We start from the raw sequence: 17,617 nt of genomic DNA, 5'->3' as shown, positions 1-17,617 counted from the left end.
AACATAGTTAAATAACATGACAAGAGCGCTCAAGACGCAGTTGCACAATCTCGCCTTCTCGGGGCTTATCCTGCACGAAATCCTCGATCATCCACTGGAAGACGAAACGCCCCAGGCACGGCTGAAAGAGATCGGCATGATGACGATCCTTTACACGATGAGCCAGGGCCACCAGAAGCTAACCCTTTCCAATGTCGTTGAAATTACCGGATTAACGCGAAGCGGTGCAAAGGAGACCGTCGATCTTCTCGTCAAGCGGGGAATGCTGAATGAAACCATGGGCACGAATTCCATGGGGCGGGGAACCGCACGTCAGTTTGAGATATCCGAAGACCTTCTGAAAAAGCTGAGCACCTTCGAAAGCTGAATACACCTTCGCAATTAAACTAACGTTTTTTCGATATAATCCGATGTGGGGGCGAATCAAACCCTTGCGAAAGCGCGAGCAAGGGCGGCTATTCTCAGGGGGAGGATTGGGCTCTTGACCACATTTGGTCTCGGCAAAATCGAGAAGGAGTAAATGATGGCCTTGAAGGGATCTGAACCGTCGGTGTTGATTATCGCACGAATTTGACCCACTTTTCATTTCGTACGGATCCGCCTACGCGGCGAGAAAATGTGTTCGATCAACATCATAGTTGCTACTAGATGGTACAACGCGAAATGAAAAAGTGGCGCAAAATTACCTGAAACTCAACAGGCGACGTCTTTACGCAGCCCCTCGATCTCAAGCTGCTCGGGCTTCACCTGTCCGTGACCGGGAAACGCCTGCGCCGGGTCCGTACCGTATTCCCTGACCCACTTGCGTAGGACATTCTCATGAACATCCAGATCGCGGGCTGCCTGTGCAATGCTGACCCCGCGCTCTCGCACCTACTTCACTGCCTCAAGCTTGTACTCGCGGCTGAACTTCCTTCGTTGCATTCATGCGCTCCAGTTTCATTGGAAACACCTTAACTCGGTGTCCAAAAAACTGGCAGCAGGCCAACCACCGCCCTCTAGTTGCGTTCGCTCGCAAGAATCCAGCGAGTTCCGCCATTTTCGCACGCGCCAAGAAAAATTTTGGCGCGTTGGCCGACGGTCTGTTTAGCAGCAAGGCAACGTTCCCGCCGCCCCCTGCACTTGACCGCGTTCCAGATGTCGCTAAAAGCGGTTCAGGTGAACTACATCAGTCACGTTACTGCTTTGGAATTCCAGCCTTTTCGATCACCGCACTCCATTTTGCAATGTCTTCGTTGAGACGATTTCCAATTTCCTCTGGCTTGCTCGACCGAGCCTCGACCCCAAGTTCGGCGAAGCGCTTTTTGATAGCCTCATCCGCCAATACTGACGTTAATGCCCTGTTCAGCGCGGTACGAGCTTCTTCCGACGTACCCTTGGGCGCAAAAATGGCGTTCCAAGACGTTACATCAAAACCCGAAATTCCTGCCTCTATCACCGTTGGTACATCGCCGGTCAAGCTAGACCTTCTTGGGCCGGAGGATGCGATTGCGATCGCCTGGTTCTTCTGCAGTGCTGCCTGAAGTGCTGTCTGGCTGTCTATAATCATATCGATTTCGCCACCGAGCAGGGCAACCTGCAAGTCCGGAGTTGCCTTGTACGGGACGATGGTGAAATCGATTCCGGCAGCCGACTTAAATAACTCGGCGGCGAGGTTTTGAGTGCTACCGGTGTTGATGGTTCCGACATTCAGCGCTCCAGGTTCAGCCTTGGCCGCCTCTAGGATGTCGTTAAGCGCTTTGAATTTGCCATCCGCCTTGGTGACGAAGACAAAATCGAAATAGGCGAGGCTCGATACTGGCACAAACTCAGAGACCGGATCAAACGGCAACTTGTTGAACAGTGGCACGCTGATAGCCGTGCCATTCGAAAACAATGCGAGCGTGTAGCCGTCCGGTTCTGCGTTGAGTACAGCTTGGGCTGCAGTTGCGCCGCCAGCGCCCGGCTGGTTCATGATGATGATCTTCCGCCCGAGCTCCTTGCCCAATGCGTCGGCAACAATACGCGCGGTAATGTCTGCAATGCCCCCCGGGCCAAACGGCAGAACCAGCGTAATATCACGCTCTGGATAGGACTGCGCCGCTGCGGCACTCGCCGACAACGACAGGGCCAGCGCCAGGGCGCCGAGCCTTCCGATACGAAGGTAACGCGAAATCGTTCCTAAAAAGTGGTTCATGTCTACTCCTCCCAGTTGAACGCGTGTCATCTTTTGACCTTTTTGTTCCACGAGATGATGCTCTCCCGGCCTCCTCAAGCCGGGCACGCTACAACCCATGCCAGTTCATTTTGCCGGCGCAGGAAATACTCGCCCGTCGAACAGTTTGCGCGCCGTGCGCACTGTCCCGGCCGCTCTGACCTGTCCCTCGGCATCGATCTCCAGGAATACTTCCATCGCGCCGGTTGGATGCTCGATCAGATACCGGCCGTCTGGCGGCACATTGACGAGGGCGGATGCGGGGCTTCCCGCAAGCCGGGTGGCGGTCGCCACTGTCACGGCGGCAAGAACGCCGACGGAGGCGTGCACCCGATGCGGAATAAAACTTCGCGTCGAAATCGCGCCCCCATCCGTGGCGGCAGATACTAAGGTCATTTTCGGAACGGATGCCTTGGTAACATCACCGAGGTTCATCAGCGGCCCTGCTTGCAGACGGATTGCTTCGATGCGCGTCTTCAACGCATCATTTGCATCGATGTCTTCGCGACTTTCGTCGCCGCTGAGGCCAAAATCGGCCGCCCGCATGACGACGCAGGGCATGCCATTGTCGATAAGCGTCACCTCTACACCCTCGATCACATCCACGCTGTTACCGGTCGGCAGAAGCGATCCGCACATTGCCCCCGCTGTGTTTTTGAAAAGCAACGGGACAGTCGCATGATGGCCCGGGACGCCGGCAATTTCTGTATCACCAGTATAAGACACTCGGCCGCCGGGCGTTGAGATCTTGGCAACCGCGACTTCTCCCGAGTTGACCATGTGGATCCTGACCTCCGTCAGGTCGCCCTTTGCCACTACCAGTCCGCGCTCGATCGCCGCCGGACCGACCCCGGCGAGGATATTTCCGCATTCCTGGGCATCGCTGACAAGCGCCTGATCGACGAAAACCTGTAGGAACAGGTAATCTACATCGGCATCGTCACGGCTCGACGGCGAGAGAATGGCGACCTTTGACGTCAGCGGGTCGGCACCGCCGATGCCGTCAATCTGGCGCGTATCCGGCGAGCCCATGATGCGCAGCAAAAGGTCATCGCGAACACCAGGATTGGCTGGCACATGCTCAGCCAGAAAATAGGCGCCTTTGGAAGTTCCGCCGCGCATCCACAGGCAGGGGATCCCCTCTTCATACATATTTCAGGCCCTTCAGCTCGAGCGTCGGTCGCATGTTGTAGATGTCCAGTCCAAGCTCTCCTGCAGCGAGACGGGCCCGCTTGGCCTCCTCGTTGGCAAGGCGTTTTTCGGCCGCGGCCAGAACCTCATCAGCCTCGCTCCGCCGTACCACGCAGACGCCATCGTCATCGGCGACGATGATGTCCCCTGCTTCTATCTGCGCGCTGGCGCACACGATCGGCACATTGACCGATCCGAGCGTCTCCTTCACCGTACCCTGCGCTGAAATTGCCTTCGACCAGACAGGAAAACCCATCGCTGTCAGGTCACGGATGTCGCGGACGCCGGCATCGATTACCAGACCTCTGCAGCCTCGCGCCATTGCCGATGTCGCCAACAGGTCGCCGAAATAGCCGTTGTCGCAGGGTGAAGTCGGCGCCAGCACGAGAATGTCGCCTTCTTTCAGTTGCTCGATCGCGACGTGCAGCATCCAGTTGTCACCGGGGGGCGATGAAATCGTCACCGCCGATCCAGCGATCTGGGCACCGGTGTAGATCGGCCGCATATAGCTTGCCAGCATACCCTTGCGACCTTGCGCCTCGTGAACGGTGGCTACGCCTGCGGCACCGAGTCCCGCAATGGTGTCGGCTTTGGCACGTTCGAAATTCTGTACGACGATACCCATATTTGAATTTCCTTTCAGATAAACATTTGTCGCGGCAAAGCTCAGGCTGCGCTCACCCCGTGGATCCGTTGCAGGCGACGTGTGCCGATGGTTTCGGCAAGCAACTTCTCATCGAGTTTGCCTTCCCATTTGGCGATGACGACAGAGGCCAGCGCATTGCCGATCAAATTCACAAAGGTCAGCCCCTCGGCCAGGATGCGGTGGATGCCGAGGATCAGCGCGATGCTTGCAACGGGAATTGCGCCGGTCGTGTTCAAGGTTGCCGCCAGAACTACGAAGGCGGCTCCTGCCACGCCAGCGGCTCCCTTTGATGTAAGAAGCAGCACACCAATCAGCGTTAGTTCGTGCCAGATCGTTAGGGACGTGTTGGTGGCTTGCGCCAAAAACACCGCGACCGTGGTGAGGTAGAGACATGTCCCGTCGAGGTTGAAGGAGTACCCAGCTGGAACGACGAACCCGACGACAGATTCCTCGCAGCCCGCCTTACCCATTTTCTGGATTAGCCTCGGCAGCACGGTTTCAGTCGAGGTCGTGGCGGCAACGATGATGATTTCGTCCCATAGATAGCTGAACAAGCGAAACAGGCTGACACCGCACCAGTAGGCGATGCCGCCGAACACGATCGCGGTGAACAGGGCGCAAACGATGAAAAACTCAATGATCAGCGAACCGAGCGACCAGAGCGAGGATGTGCCGAACTGCCCGATAGTGAAGGCAATGGCGCCGAAGGCTCCGAGCGGTGCGAAATACATGATATAACCGATGATTTTGAAAAGACCCTGCGAGGCGCTTTCGATCACCTTGTAGACGGGCTGGCCCTTTTCACCGATCGCCGCAAGGGCAATTCCGAAGAGAACGGATATGAACAGAACCTGCAGGACATGTCCCTCCGTGAAGGCACTGACGAAACTGTCGGGGATGATGCCCATGAAATAGGCCGTCAGGGACTGGTCATGGGCGGTGGCAACATAGGACTTGATCGAGTCGGCATTGAGCGTTGTCGGATCGATGTTCATCCCGGCACCCGGCTTCCAGAGATTGACGGCAACAAGGCCGAAAATAAGCGCAAGGGTGGTAATTGCCTCGAAATAGAGGATTGATTTCAGGGCAACGCGACCAACGCTTTTCATATCATTCATGCCGGCAATGCCGTGAACGACCGTCACGAAAATGATCGGCCCGATCATCATGCGGATCATCTTGATGAACGCATCGCCGAAAGGTTTCATCGCTATCGCGATCTCGGGCGCAAAATGGCCAAGCAGGATCCCTATCACGGTACCGGCAAGAACCTGAAACCAGAGCTGGCCGAAAATCACGAAGTTGCCGCCGCTGCGCTTTCTAGCCGAACCCGATGGCACAGAATTGCTCATTGATGGATATGTCAAATGTTCTTCCTCCTTGGGCATTCAGCAACACGCAATGTCGCGCGGAACGCCCGGCACCTGACGGTGCAATGTCACTTTCCGGACCGGAATCAACCACTGTCAGGGTGTCTGGGCCGGCCGTCATGAGATGAAGAAAATTGCTCCGAACGGGTCCTGCGTAGCGAGCAGACCGACATCAAAGAATGTCAGCGACCGGATCCTCGGCAGAGTTCCTCCTCTTCCTCCACGGGTGAATTAAGGAATGGACTGGTGGAAAAGGCAAAATAGATTTGCACCCAAGCCATAAGCTCTGGTTAAGTATAGTGATGGATATGACCCGTGACATAAATCTGCGGCATTTCGAGGCCGTTGCAGCCGCCGCCCGGATGGGCAGTATCAGCGCCGCCGCGCACGCCCTCAACCTGTCGCAGCCAGCGATCACGCAGGCGGTGGCGAAGGTCGAAGCGCAACTCGGGCATGTGCTATTTGAGCGGCAACCCGGCGGCGTCACTCCGACGCGTGCGGGAGATTTGATGCGCATACGCATAGAGCGCGCGCTCGCCTATATCGTGCGCGGGGGACAAAACGTGCGCAGATCGGCACGGTTGCCGGCATTGCCGAATATCGAGCGTCGTATCACTTTTGGCCAACTGCGGTCTCTGCTGACCGTAGACCAGACTGGCAGCTTTGCACTTGCTTCGAAACTTACGGGGTTATCCGAGCCGGCCCTGCACAGATCCGCGAGGGAACTGGAGCAATTGCTCGGCATTCTGCTGTTGGCCCGACATGGCAAGACGGTTCAGCCCACGCCCGCTGCCACAAGTCTGCTTCGCTTCGCGCGGCTGGCCTTCTCGGAAATCGATGCAGGATATGACGAACTGGCGGCACTGCAACTTGAGGGGGCGGGACGCATTGCCATTGGCACCTTGCCGATGGCGCAAGCAATTCTTCTTCCCCGCGCGCTATCGCTCTTTTCGCGCATGCATCCTGCCGCACGGATTGATGTCATTGAAGGACCTTATACCGATTTGCTTGCCGGCTTACGCAATGGCCAGTTGGACGTACTTATCGGTGCTCTTCGTGAGCCAGTACCCGTCGGGGACGTGGTTCAGGAAGCCGTCTTCGACGACGACCTCGTCATCGTCGCGCGTGCTGGCCATCCACTAGCAGGCGACGCACCTCCGGCATTGTCAAGTTTGAGGAATTTTCCGTGGGTGATCGCGACAGGCGGCGCACCGATGCGGACGCGCTGGGAAGCCATCTTCGGCGAACAAGGACTCGAGCCTCCATCGGTCCATATCGAAAGCAACTCGGTGACGATCGGTCGTGGCCTCATGCTGAATGATGATTGGCTGACGTTGATGTCGCGTGACCAGTTCGTCTTCGAACGACGTGCCGGTCTGCTTGTTGAAGTGGGTGGCAGCTTCTCGTCGAAGCGCAAGATCGGCCTGACTACCCGCAGCGATTGGCGCCCGACACAACTGCAGACTGCGTTCATCGCCGACTTCAGGACAACTTGCCAAACATGGACTTCAGAAAAACTAATGGAGAAGAAGCCGTTTCGATATGCCTGAGACACTACTCTTCGGTACAACGTGTTTACGAGTTGGGAGGAGAGCCGCTCGCCAGGCATGATAGCGAGACCCGCCTTCCACGTTCATTTTGAAATCTGCGACGCGTTCGGCTTTGCCGATCGTTCGCACGTGCAGAAGGTCTTCCGACGCCATGATCATCGATTGCCACGGCCATTATACGACCGCGCCTACCGCCCACACAAAATGGCGTGACGAGCAGGAAAATGCCATCAAGAACGGTGGCGATATCGATCCGAGCTACCCAAACATATCCGACGACGAAATTCGCGATACGATCGAGGCCAACCAGTTGCGGCTGCTGCGCGAACGCGGCGCCGACATGACGATCTTTTCCCCGCGTGCATCGGCAATGGCGCCGCATATCGGCGACCAGGCGGCCGCGAAAGTCTGGGCACGCCGCTCCAATGATCTGATCAAGCGGGTCGTGGACCTTTATCCCGAAACATTTGCCGGCGTCTGCCAGCTTCCGCAGACACCCGGCATTTCGATCGAAACCTCTATCGAGGAGCTCGAGCGATGTGTTTCCGAGCTTGGTTTTGTTGGCTGTAATCTCAATCCGGATCCATCGGGTGGCCACTTTAGCGCTCCTCCCCTAACCGACCGAGCCTGGTACCCGTTTTTTGAAAAAATGGTCGAACTTGACGTACCAGCGATGATCCATGTCTCGGGTAGCTGCAATTGTGCCATGCACGCGACGGGCGCTTATTATATAGCTGCCGACACGATTGCTTTCATGCAGTTTCTTGAAGGCGACCTGTTCAAAGACTTTCCGGATTTGCGTTTGATCATTCCTCACGGGGGTGGCGCTGTACCATATCATTGGGGACGCTATAGGGGGCTGGCGGACATGCTCAAGCGCCCGCCGCTTGACCAGCATGTCATGAAGAACGTCTTCTTCGATACTTGCGTTTATCATCAGCCGGGCATTGATCTCCTTTTCGAGGTCATCGATATCGACAACATCCTGTTCGGTTCGGAAATGGTGGGCGCGGTACGCGGAATTGATCCGCAGACCGGGCATTATTTCGATGACACCAAACGTTATGTCGACGCACTGCAGATTTCCGACGCCGACAAACAGAAAGTCTTCGAGTTGAACGCCCGTCGGGTCTATCCGCGGCTCGACGCCCAGCTCAAGTCGAGGGGGTTGTAATGCCGAAATTTCAGATGGATCCGAACTGGCTGTGCTTTGATCCCGAACCGAGCAAGCCCGGCTATCGCCCTCCGGCCGGCGCAGTCGATGCCCATTGCCATGTTTTTGGCCCTGGCGATGAATTCCCCTTCGCGCCGGAGCGCAAATACACGCCGTGCGATGCCGGCAAGGCCAAGCTGTTCGCTCTTCGCGATTATCTTGGTTTCGAACGCAATGTTATCGTTCAGGCCACCTGCCACGGCGCCGACAATCGGGCCTTGGTTGACGCATTGCGCGCCTCCGATGACAAGGCCCGTGGTGTGGCGACGGTGCGCGACACGGTATCTGCAGACGAACTTTCCGAGTTGCACGAAGCCGGCGTCCGCGGCGTCCGCTTCAACTTCGTGCGCCGTCTGGTCGACCCAAAGCCGGACGCCTATTATCATGCCATCATCGACCGCATTGCGCCGCTCGGCTGGCACGTCGTCGTCTATTTTGAAGCGGCTGATCTTGAGGAGCGTTGGGATTTCTTCACGTCGCTGCCGACGACCGTCGTGGTCGATCACATGGGTCGCCCAGATGTGACGCAGCCAGCAAGCGGCCCGGAATTCGGCCGTTTCATCCGACTTATGACGGAACACGAAAACATCATCAGCAAGGTCACTTGCCCCGAACGTCTGTCGAAGATCGGCGGTCCGGGCTATGAAGATGTGGCGCCTTTCGCGCGTACGCTCGTGGAGCAGTTTCCCGATCGCGTTTTGTGGGGAACAGACTGGCCACACCCCAACATGACATCGCACATCCCCGATGACGGCCATCTCGTAGACTTCATCCCGCAGATCGCACAAACGGAAAACCTCCAGCAAAAACTGTTGGTCGATAATCCTATGCGCATCTACTGGCCCTGAATGTTGGCACCAGGATGCTGAGTGGCATTCTGCGAGGCCGCGCGGTGCATCCATGAACTCGGCCCTCAGGCCACAATAGCATAAACTTATATAAAAACTTACTGTTATGAATTGTCCAAAACGACATTCGGGCAGAAGAACAAGTGACTGATTGGGATGCCTGAGGAGTGGCGCCCCGATTTGGTCAATCGGGAGGAAAATGAATGGACGGCATAATCCAGTCGTTGGCTGTGATCTTTAGCCTATCAGGCATCGCAGCTTTGCTAATCGGGGCGGTACTAGGGATCGTCATCGGCGCCCTGCCGGGCCTTGGTCCATCAATCGGCCTGAGTCTGCTGATCCCTTTCACCTACAACATGTCTCCCGAGCTCAGCATGCTGCTGATGATTTCCCTTTACACCTCCGCCGAATATGGCGGGTCGATCAGTGCTATTCTTCTGTCAACGCCCGGGACGGCCGCCGCCGCCGCGACTGCCATAGATGGGTATGCGATGGCGCAGAAGGGGCGGGCTAATGAGGCAATCTCGATCTCCTTGACCGCGTCCACGGTTGGCGGGATTCTCGGGGGGCTCGCACTACTGCTTCTGGCTATGCCATTGGCGAAGCTCGCATTGCAGTTCGGCCCAGCAGGCTATTTTGCTGTCGGCCTGTTCGGCCTTACGTCGGTGGCAGCCCTTTCCGGCGGCTCGCTGGTCAAGGGCCTCCTCGGCGCCGTCCTCGGCCTCGCGCTGGCCACTGTTGGCATCGATCCTATTGCCGGCACGCCGCGTTTCACCTTCGGCCAATTCGAGCTCTACGAGGGCGTTCCGTTCCTCGCCGCATTGATCGGGCTTTTTGCTGTGTCCGAAGCCATCGCCCTTGCCGAAAAGCAGGCGCGGCGCACCGAAATGGGTGAAAGCCGTGTCGGTCACGTCTTCATGTCGGTCGCGTTGCTCAAGGAAACGTGGCGATCAATGGTGTCCGGTTCGGTCATCGGTACTTTGCTGGGCATTCTACCCGGCGTCGGCGGCAACATCGCATGCTGGGTCGCCCGGGATTATGCCCGTGCCCGCGACAAGAATCCGCAGGAATACGGCAAGGGCGCCGCTAACGGTATCGCGGCCCCCGAAGCCTCCAACAATGCAACGGTCGGTGGCGCTCTCGTCCCGCTCTTGTCATTGGGTGTGCCAGGATCGCCGACAACCGCTATTATGATGGGCGCCCTCATCATGCATGGACTGCATCCCGGCCCGCAGCTGTTCACTGAATCACCCGCGCTGGTGTATTCCATCCTCTTCGGCGTCATCATTGCATCGCTGGTACAGTATCTCGTCGGGTCGCTCTTCCTCCCGATAATGGCCCGTACACTGTTGCTGCCGACCGGAGTGATCGCCGCCGGCATTCTCGCCTTCGCCGTACTCGGCTCCTTCGCCATCCGCAACCTGATGTTCGACGTCTGGATGACGCTCGGCTTCGGTCTTCTCGGCTATCTTATGAAGAAGCTCAGCTTCCCGGTGGCACCCGTCATCCTGGCGATGGTCCTCGGCTACCTGATTGAATCCAACTATCGCACGGCGCTCGTGTCATCACAGGGAAGCTACATGATCTTCCTGACCGACCCAATCAGTGTGCTGTTCCTGATCCTCAGTGCAGTGAGCCTGACGGTGCCGGTCTATCGCGTCTGGTCCTCACGACGCGTTGTGGCCGTCGATCCGGCCTGAGCCATACCATCCACACATCCAGCTATCATTTCAGGGAGAGAGAAACGATGCACAGCACTACCATGTCCATGAGCAAATCCCGAGGCCTGAGGCAACTGGTTCGCTCCACCATTGCCGCCCTTTGCATGGCGACGGTCACAGGCGTCGCAATGCCTCGCCCTGCGGCAGCGGCCGACTTTCCGACCAAGGCCGTGACCCTGGTGGTCTGGTCAGGCGCCGGTGGGGCACTGGATACCTATGGCCGCAAACTTGCGGAACTGCTGGAAAAGGAAAGCGGCTGGACCGTGAAGGTCGATAACCGTGCCGGCGGAAGCGGTGCAGTCGGTCTGTCGCAGATCGTTACGCAACCGGCCGACGGCTACAACATCCTGGTGCTGACCGGCACCTTGACCTTCGGCATCGCGCAGGGCCTGATCCCGTTCAAGGTTGAGGATCTGAGGCTACTGCGCGCCATGCAGTCAGAACCGTCTTCCCTCGCCGTGCTGAGCACCAGCCCCTACAAGAACGTCGAGGAATTCGTCAAATACATGAAGGATCATCCGAACGGCATGAAAGTGGGTGGCCATTCGTCCGGTGGCTTCCACCAGTACATGCTCTATCAGATGATGAAACAGGGGGGCTTTGAAAGCGGATGGATCCCGCATGACGCCTCGGGCAAAGTGACGCTGGCGCTGCTCGGCAAGCATATCGATGCGGCGATGATGACGCCGTCCACGGGACTATCGCAGGTGAAGAGCGGTGAAATCCGACTTCTCGGCGTCAGCACCCCCGAACGGTCGCCCTTCCTTCCCGATGCCCCCACATTCAAGGAGCAGGGCTTTGATCTCGAGGGATCAATCTGGCGCGGCATCGCCGTCAAGGCGGGCACGCCGGACGACGTCGTCGCCTCGATCCAGATCGCGATAGACAAGGTAACCGCGTCCCCTGAGTGGCAGAAATTCCAGGAAGAACAGTTCCAGGACAGCCCGAACTGGAGCGAGGAAGAGTTCACCAGCCGCGTCAAAAAGGACCTGACCGAGCAGGCTGAGTTCCTCAAATCAGCCGGATTTGTGAAATGAGCGATCGAGATATCAAGCAAGCTGGCCGGGTTTTCCCGGTCAGCGACCTCATCGCCGGCATCGCTTGCCTTGCCGGTTGCGTCGCATTCCTGATGATGGCGTTGGCCTTGCCAGCCGGCCATTCCACCGGTGATACCGGACCCGGTGCCCTACCGGTTCAGGTCGGCATCTTCGGAACGATCTGTTCCCTAGCCTATCTCGTCACCACCATGCGAGGAGCTTTCGCTGAGGAGCAAGGCGATTTTTCGAGAGCGCACAGGGCATTGGCCGCTTTCCTGATCTTCGCCATCTGCCTAGCGGGCGTCAACTGGATTGGACTGCCGCTGTCGATTGCTGCGGCCTCCGGACTTGTGACACTGCTCTTTCCCGGCCAGCGCCGGCTCCTGCGAGCCGGGGCAACCGGGCTTGGACTGTGGTTGATCGCGGTGCTCCTGTTCGGAAAGCTGCTCGGGCTTCCGATGCCATGACACAGCCGTCCGGCACAGGTCAGCCACATGGACATGGCTGGTGGCGGCTGCTTATGATCTATCCGCTGGCGGCGCTAGCGGGCTGGATTTGTTCGACTTTGCACCTGCCTCTACCATGGATGATCGGCCCGCTGTTGATGACGGCGGGCCTTTCCCTTCGAGGAGTGATCCAGCGCCCGCTTCCGGTCCGCACTCGCCCCTTCGGGCAGGCGGTGGTGTCAACCGCCGTCGGACTTTCCTTCACCGGCGATGCGCTGGCCATCGTGCTCGACCTTCTGCCGCTTCTTGTCGGCATGGCGGCAATGACCACCGGCTTCTCGCTGGTCGTCGCCTTCATTCAAGCGAGGCTCGCGGGCGTACGGCTATCGCGAATGGTATTGGCGACGTTTCCGCTGGCTCCGGTGGAAGCTGCCATCATCGCCGAAAGCGTCGGTCAACCCGCCGCGCCTGTCGTGATCGCGCAGTCACTACGCATCGCCGCGGTCGTGGTCGTTATCCCCTCCCTTCTTTATTTGATAGATGGCGCCAGCAGAGGATTGGTTGCGGGCGTCGGGACAGCCACGGCATTCCTTGACCCATGGCTGCTTACCCTGCCGTTGATCGGACTGGCAGGCGGCCTACTGTTCAAGCATTTGAAGTGGGCAAATCCTTTTTTCCTTGGGCCTTTGACGATCGCCGCCTCCTTGACGGCCACTGGTATCATCCTGCCGCATTATCCTCACCTGATACTTGCAACCGCGCAGATGGTTCTCGGCGCATGGTTGGGCTCGACATTCCAGGCTAGCCTTCTGCGCGGCGCAGGCAGGGAACTTACCATATCGCTGGTGGGAACATTGTGCCTGCTATTGCTAACATGTGGGTCTGCCGCCATTCTGGCCCGGTTCACCCCGCTCGACTGGCGCAGCGCAGTTCTCGGTATCGCGCCAGGCGGCGTCACCGAAATGGCGCTGACGGCCCAGTTCCTTCATCAAAGCGTCCCTGTCGTGACCGCGGCGCAGGTCGTGCGGATATTTCTGCTAATGCCGCTAGCGCGGCCGCTGATCCGCTGGACGGAGCGCTTCGGATAACCGGTGGCCGGCTATCGAAGGCGTGCTCGTAACCCGTTGCGTAGACTGCCTCATCGAGATATAGGACCTGCGCCCGCGGCCATGTCGGCCGCCGGGCTTCGTATTTCACTCAATCTCTTGCAATCGGCGGCGTGCCATGGCTGTGAAAGGTCTCTATCGTCTTAAGACCCCATGCCTGGCCCCTTTTGCGGTCCGCCTCGGTCCACTTGATTGGCCGCCAATCGGGAGCAAGAATAAGCCGCGCGCCGGAGTTGGCGAGTTCCACACGGTTACCGGCAGGCTCCCACACATAAAGAAAGAACGTTCCTTGAATGGCGTGCTTGTGCGGCCCCGTTTCGATATGCACTCCGTTTTGTAGAAAGATGTCCGCGGCGCGCAGGATGTCCTCGCGCTGATCCGTGGCATAAGTCACATGGTGGAGCCTTCCCACCCCGCCGCCGTGTTCCTCCGTGCAGGCCAGATCATAGGTCTTGTTGTTGACGGTGAACCAGGCGCCGCCGATACGGCCGTTGTCGAGCTGAATGAACTCGGTGACGCGAGCGCCGAAGCAGGTTTCCATGAAGCTTCTGAACTCGCTTACATCGGAGGACAACAGATTAAGATGGTCAAGCCGGCGCGGAGCAGCACCGGTGAACGCGCTTGCGGTGTTCTTCAGAGCACTGCGTTCGGCCTCGATCTGCGGCGCATACCAATTGGTATCGTAGTAAATCTCGAAGACATGCCCGAAAGGATCTTCGAAGCGGAAAGCACGGCCGTGGCTAGAATCTCCCTCGACCCAGCCAAGCACATGATAACCCGACGCCTCTATGGCTTGCACGCGCCGTTCGAGCGCTTCGGGGCTGGAGGCGCGATAGGCGATATGGCCAACACCAGTTGTATGTGACCGCGTCAGCTTCAGGGTGCAGTTTTCGTAATCGTCCCAAGCCCGCAGATAAGCACTGGTCTCGTCTTGCCCTGAAAGCTTCAGGCCGTAGATTCGCGTGAAGAAGTCCAGGCTTTCGTCGAAACGGTCGGTAAGCATCTCGACATGACCGAGATGGGCGATGTCATGATAGGCCATCTCGCTCATCGGACACCTGCGCCATAAATGAGGCGATCTACTGCGGCGCGCGCACGTCCATCCAAGCACGTGCCTCCGGATGTCTCGTTCGATGGCTGGGTAATGGAAGTTGAATGAGTCACTGGTGTCATAGCGAATATTTCCTCCCTTCGCTCGAGTGTGGGATCTGATCGCTGGCACGACTAAAAGGCAAATCGAAATAACATTATTTCTATAAGAAAAAGCTATTTCACGTTCGAACATGCCTGCGAATACGCGTCCAGACAATGTCTGTTTCCGATTACATTCTATAGCAGAAACTTATGAATACGCATCGTGTTCGAATTGGGCTGTGAGTGAAAGCCACCTTATTCAAAGAGAGGAGGCGGGAGGCCTTTGGATCTGGAGGACTATATGAAAATTTTATCAAAGTTCGCGTCCGTAGCGCTGTTGCTGATGTCGACATCCGCTTTTGGTTCGGAATTGAAATTCGCCAACTACATGGCACCGACGCACCCCTATGTGTCACGCGCGTTCGAGCCCTTTGCAGAGGCCGTGTCACAGGGCACCTCAGGAGAGGTGACGGTCAAACTTTATAACGGCGGTGAACTGGGTGCAGGTCCGGTCGAGCAGTATTCTCGCGTTGTCGATGGCGTGGCAGAGTTTGCAATCTCGCTGCCCGGATATACGGCATCGCAATTCCCTTTGACGCTCACCGCGGAACTACCTGGCGTCCTGACTGAAAAGGACGGCACGCAGACTCTTCTGGCTCACCTCGATCTGTTTGCCAAAGAATACCGCCGCGTGAAGCTGGTCGGCATGTGGTCCAGTGCAGACAATGTTCTCTTCACCCGGTCGAAGCCGGTGCGTGCATTGGACGACCTCAAGGGGATGAAAATCCGCGTTCCCTCCCGCAATACCGGCCTTCTGGTCGAAGCATGGGGCGGTACACCAGTCTCGATGCCTGTGTCGGAAATCTATAACTCTCTGCAGACCGGGGTAATCGACGGTGCGATGATCGACGGCACGGCGGTAAACGCTTTCAAACTTGGCGAAGTCGCCAACTTCATCACCAAGGGAATGAAGACCACCAACTCCCCGTTCTTCATTCTCATGAACCGTGACGCCTATGCTGCACTTAAGCCGGAACAGCAAAAGGTCATCGACGAAGCCGGAAAGCAGGTTTCGCTCGATGGGCAGAAAGTCCAGCTGAGCGTCGCGGAAAAAGGTTTTGCTGATTTTGCCGCGCTGCCGAGCAAAGAGGTCATAACGTTGACCGAAGCGCAGGCGGCGCCGTTCAACGCGGCAGCCGAAAAGGTCACCGCTGCGGCTATCAAGGAAACCGAAGGCGCGCAAAACGTCGCGGATGCTCTGAAGGCGAAATGAATATGTCTTGTGATGCAACCCTGCCAGCACAAAGCTGGCTTGAACGGGTGACGGTCTGGCTGGCCGTCATCGCCGCCGCGGCCATGCTGTTTCTGGTCATCCTCATCTCGGTCGGCGTCATTTTGCGGTATGCATTCAACATACCAGTTCTCGGCCTTAACGAAATTAACCAACTGGCCGCGTTGACGCTGGTCATGGCAGCGTTGCCCTACTGCACGTCGCAAGGCGGCCATGTCGGCGTCGACGTCTTTGACAACGCCATCGGACGTCTCGGTCGGCTGGTGGGAGATATCGGTTCGCGCCTGCTTTCCGGTTTTGTCCTCTCCGTTCTCGTACAACGTGCCATTCTCAAGGCGCTGGACGCTCGCGAGTTCAGTGATACGACCAATATGCTCAACCTTCCGATCTGGCCATTCTACGGCGTTCTCGCAGTCGGCATCGCATTGTGCGTCATCGTCATGGCGGCGCAGTGCGCGACGGCTATCCGTGCAGGAGGCCGATGATGTCACCGACCACAATTGGCCTTCTAGGCATCTTCTGCCTGTTCATCCTGATGATTTTTCGCACCCCGGTGGCGTTCGCCATGCTGCTTTCCGGCTTCTTCGGAATGTGGGCACTCGAAGGGCTGCGCACCGCGGGCGCGCTAATGCTGACGGAAAGCTATTCGGCCGTGGCCAGCGAAACGCTAATCGTCGTGCCGATGTTCGTTCTCTTGGGTAACATCGCATCGGCGGCGGGATTTTCGCGCGGTCTTTATGATGCAGCTTTTGCTTGGGTCGGCCATTTCCGCGGGGGCTTGGCATCCGCCTCAGTCTTGGGCTGCGCCGCCTTCTCCGCCGTCTCAGGATCATCGGTCGCAACGGCGGTGACGATCGGTAAAGTGGCCCTGCCGGAAATGAAGCGGCTTGGTTATGCCGACGGTCTTGCCACAGGTGCCGTTGCCGCAGGCGGCACATTGGGCTTTCTGATCCCGCCCTCGACGGGTTTCGTTCTCTACGCAATCCTGACTGAGCAGTCGATCGGACGCCTGTTCATGGCAGGCATCCTGCCGGGACTGCTGTTGATGGTCCTCTTCATGCTGACTGTCTGGCTGGTCGCTCTTCGCAAGCCGGATCAGGCGCCCGCGGGCCCTAATGTTCCGCTTCGGCAACGTTTTGCCACCTTGACGCAGGCGGGGCCGTTGATGGCCGTGATGGTGCTGACCATCGGGGGCATTTATATCGGAGCCTTCACGCCTGTCGAAGCCTCCGGCATCGGTGCGGCGCTCGTCATCATCCTCGCCCTGGCCGGGCGCAAGCTGAACCGTGCCGGATTTGCGGCGGCGGTGATGGACACGCTGAAAACCACCGCCATGCTGTACATGATCGTTATTGGCGCCAACGTTCTCAATCCATTCTTCGCTGTCACGCAGATCCCGGCGCTTCTAGGCGACGGGCTCCAAGGGCTCGGACTCGGGCCTTACGGAACGCTCTTCGCGATCATTATCGCCTACGTCATTATGGGTATGTTCATGGACGGCCTGTCGATGCTGGTGATCTCGGTTCCGATAGTCTTTCCTGTCATTACCGCGCTTGGTTTTGATCCGATTTGGTTCGGAGTGGTTGCGGTGGTTGTCGTGGAAATGGGAATGATCACGCCGCCGGTCGGATTGAATGTGTTCGTTGTCAGGGGCGTGGCTGGCGACGTCCCGCTGAAAACCGTATTCAGCGGCGTCATGCCGTTCCTGTTTGCGATGATCATCGGCCTGCTGTTGATCATCCTTTTTCCGCAGATCGCCCTTGTCATACCAAATACGATGTTCGGGTAAGGGCGGAATATCCCAGGCGGCCTATCAGTTGTCGCAACATTCAACTGCTGTTCTCACACGACGCATGACAACACGAGGAAT

At 57.7% G+C, this 17,617-nt stretch carries 16 protein-coding genes and 1 pseudogene; 11 read left to right on the top strand and 6 right to left on the bottom strand.

Going from position 1 to position 17,617, the window contains the following annotated elements; genetic code table 11:
• The first annotated feature begins 16 nt into the window (after positions 1–16).
• On the top strand, positions 17–367 hold the full coding sequence (locus tag ACQZ5N_RS19115; protein ID WP_448733796.1) for a MarR family transcriptional regulator: 351 nt from the start codon (positions 17–19) through the stop codon (positions 365–367).
• Positions 368–699: 332 nt separating this feature from the next.
• Here the strand turns inward: ACQZ5N_RS19115 and ACQZ5N_RS19110 are convergent.
• From ACQZ5N_RS19110 to dctA, 5 genes and pseudogenes are all read right to left on the bottom strand, one after another.
• Positions 700–873: pseudogene (locus ACQZ5N_RS19110) on the bottom strand (transposase); the annotation flags it as partial.
• A gap of 304 nt (positions 874–1,177) precedes the next feature.
• Positions 1,178–2,176 (bottom strand): Bug family tripartite tricarboxylate transporter substrate binding protein, encoded by a 999-nt coding sequence (locus tag ACQZ5N_RS19105; RefSeq protein WP_448733795.1) that lies wholly within the window; start codon positions 2,174–2,176, stop codon positions 1,178–1,180.
• Between the two features lie 105 nt (positions 2,177–2,281).
• Positions 2,282–3,346: a 4-oxalomesaconate tautomerase gene (locus tag ACQZ5N_RS19100; protein ID WP_448733794.1), complete on the bottom strand. Its 1,065-nt coding sequence runs from the start codon at positions 3,344–3,346 to the stop codon at positions 2,282–2,284.
• Positions 3,339–4,010 carry a 4-carboxy-4-hydroxy-2-oxoadipate aldolase/oxaloacetate decarboxylase gene (locus tag ACQZ5N_RS19095; RefSeq protein WP_448733793.1) on the bottom strand — a complete coding sequence of 224 codons (672 nt, stop codon included), beginning with the start codon at positions 4,008–4,010 and terminating at the stop codon, positions 3,339–3,341. Before ACQZ5N_RS19095 ends, ACQZ5N_RS19100 begins: the two co-directional genes overlap by 8 nt.
• Positions 4,011–4,051: 41 nt before the next feature.
• Positions 4,052–5,383, bottom strand: a complete 1,332-nt coding sequence (dctA, locus tag ACQZ5N_RS19090; protein WP_448733792.1) for a C4-dicarboxylate transporter DctA — start codon at positions 5,381–5,383, stop codon at positions 4,052–4,054.
• A gap of 320 nt (positions 5,384–5,703) precedes the next feature.
• Between dctA and ACQZ5N_RS19085 the strand changes: the two genes are divergently transcribed.
• From ACQZ5N_RS19085 to ACQZ5N_RS19055, 7 genes are all read left to right on the top strand, one after another.
• Positions 5,704–6,951, top strand: coding sequence for a LysR substrate-binding domain-containing protein (locus tag ACQZ5N_RS19085; RefSeq protein WP_448733791.1), 1,248 nt, complete (start codon positions 5,704–5,706; stop codon positions 6,949–6,951).
• Between the two features lie 151 nt (positions 6,952–7,102).
• A complete protein-coding gene (locus tag ACQZ5N_RS19080; RefSeq protein ID WP_448733790.1) occupies positions 7,103–8,125 on the top strand; it encodes an amidohydrolase family protein in 1,023 nt (340 codons plus the stop codon).
• Complete coding sequence (locus tag ACQZ5N_RS19075) at positions 8,125–9,012, top strand: amidohydrolase family protein (RefSeq protein WP_448733789.1); 888 nt, start codon at positions 8,125–8,127, stop codon at positions 9,010–9,012. The genes ACQZ5N_RS19080 and ACQZ5N_RS19075 overlap by 1 nt, the downstream gene beginning before the upstream one ends.
• Positions 9,013–9,215: 203 nt before the next feature.
• Positions 9,216–10,712 (top strand): tripartite tricarboxylate transporter permease, encoded by a 1,497-nt coding sequence (locus ACQZ5N_RS19070; RefSeq protein WP_425644503.1) that lies wholly within the window; start codon positions 9,216–9,218, stop codon positions 10,710–10,712.
• Between the two features lie 125 nt (positions 10,713–10,837).
• The gene (locus ACQZ5N_RS19065; protein WP_448733833.1) at positions 10,838–11,770 is read left to right on the top strand and encodes a tripartite tricarboxylate transporter substrate binding protein; all 933 of its coding nucleotides are present in this window, start codon (positions 10,838–10,840) and stop codon (positions 11,768–11,770) included.
• Entirely contained in the window at positions 11,767–12,237 is a 471-nt protein-coding gene (locus ACQZ5N_RS19060) for a tripartite tricarboxylate transporter TctB family protein (protein ID WP_425644501.1), read from the top strand. Before ACQZ5N_RS19065 ends, ACQZ5N_RS19060 begins: the two co-directional genes overlap by 4 nt.
• A 53-nt stretch (positions 12,238–12,290) precedes the next feature.
• Positions 12,291–13,304 (top strand): AbrB family transcriptional regulator, encoded by a 1,014-nt coding sequence (locus tag ACQZ5N_RS19055; RefSeq protein ID WP_448733788.1) that lies wholly within the window; start codon positions 12,291–12,293, stop codon positions 13,302–13,304.
• A 109-nt stretch (positions 13,305–13,413) separates the two neighbouring features.
• Here ACQZ5N_RS19055 and ACQZ5N_RS19050 read toward each other — a convergent pair whose 3' ends face one another.
• A complete protein-coding gene (locus tag ACQZ5N_RS19050; protein WP_425644498.1) occupies positions 13,414–14,373 on the bottom strand; it encodes a VOC family protein in 960 nt (319 codons plus the stop codon).
• Between the two features lie 384 nt (positions 14,374–14,757).
• Between ACQZ5N_RS19050 and ACQZ5N_RS19045 the strand changes: the two genes are divergently transcribed.
• Genes ACQZ5N_RS19045 through ACQZ5N_RS19035 form a run of 3 tightly spaced genes read left to right on the top strand, consistent with a single transcriptional unit; the run spans position 14,758 to position 17,536 of the window.
• A complete protein-coding gene (locus tag ACQZ5N_RS19045) occupies positions 14,758–15,729 on the top strand; it encodes a TRAP transporter substrate-binding protein (protein WP_448733787.1) in 972 nt (323 codons plus the stop codon).
• A gap of 2 nt (positions 15,730–15,731) precedes the next feature.
• Positions 15,732–16,232 carry a TRAP transporter small permease gene (locus tag ACQZ5N_RS19040; protein ID WP_425644494.1) on the top strand — a complete coding sequence of 167 codons (501 nt, stop codon included), beginning with the start codon at positions 15,732–15,734 and terminating at the stop codon, positions 16,230–16,232.
• A complete protein-coding gene (locus ACQZ5N_RS19035) occupies positions 16,232–17,536 on the top strand; it encodes a TRAP transporter large permease (RefSeq protein ID WP_425644493.1) in 1,305 nt (434 codons plus the stop codon). The genes ACQZ5N_RS19040 and ACQZ5N_RS19035 overlap by 1 nt, the downstream gene beginning before the upstream one ends.
• Positions 17,537–17,617 lie beyond the last annotated feature (81 nt).

Source organism: Agrobacterium sp. 22-221-1, from assembly GCF_053522445.1.
The sequence above is the reverse complement of the archived record's forward strand: the minus strand, read 5'-3'. Positions and strand labels throughout refer to the sequence as shown.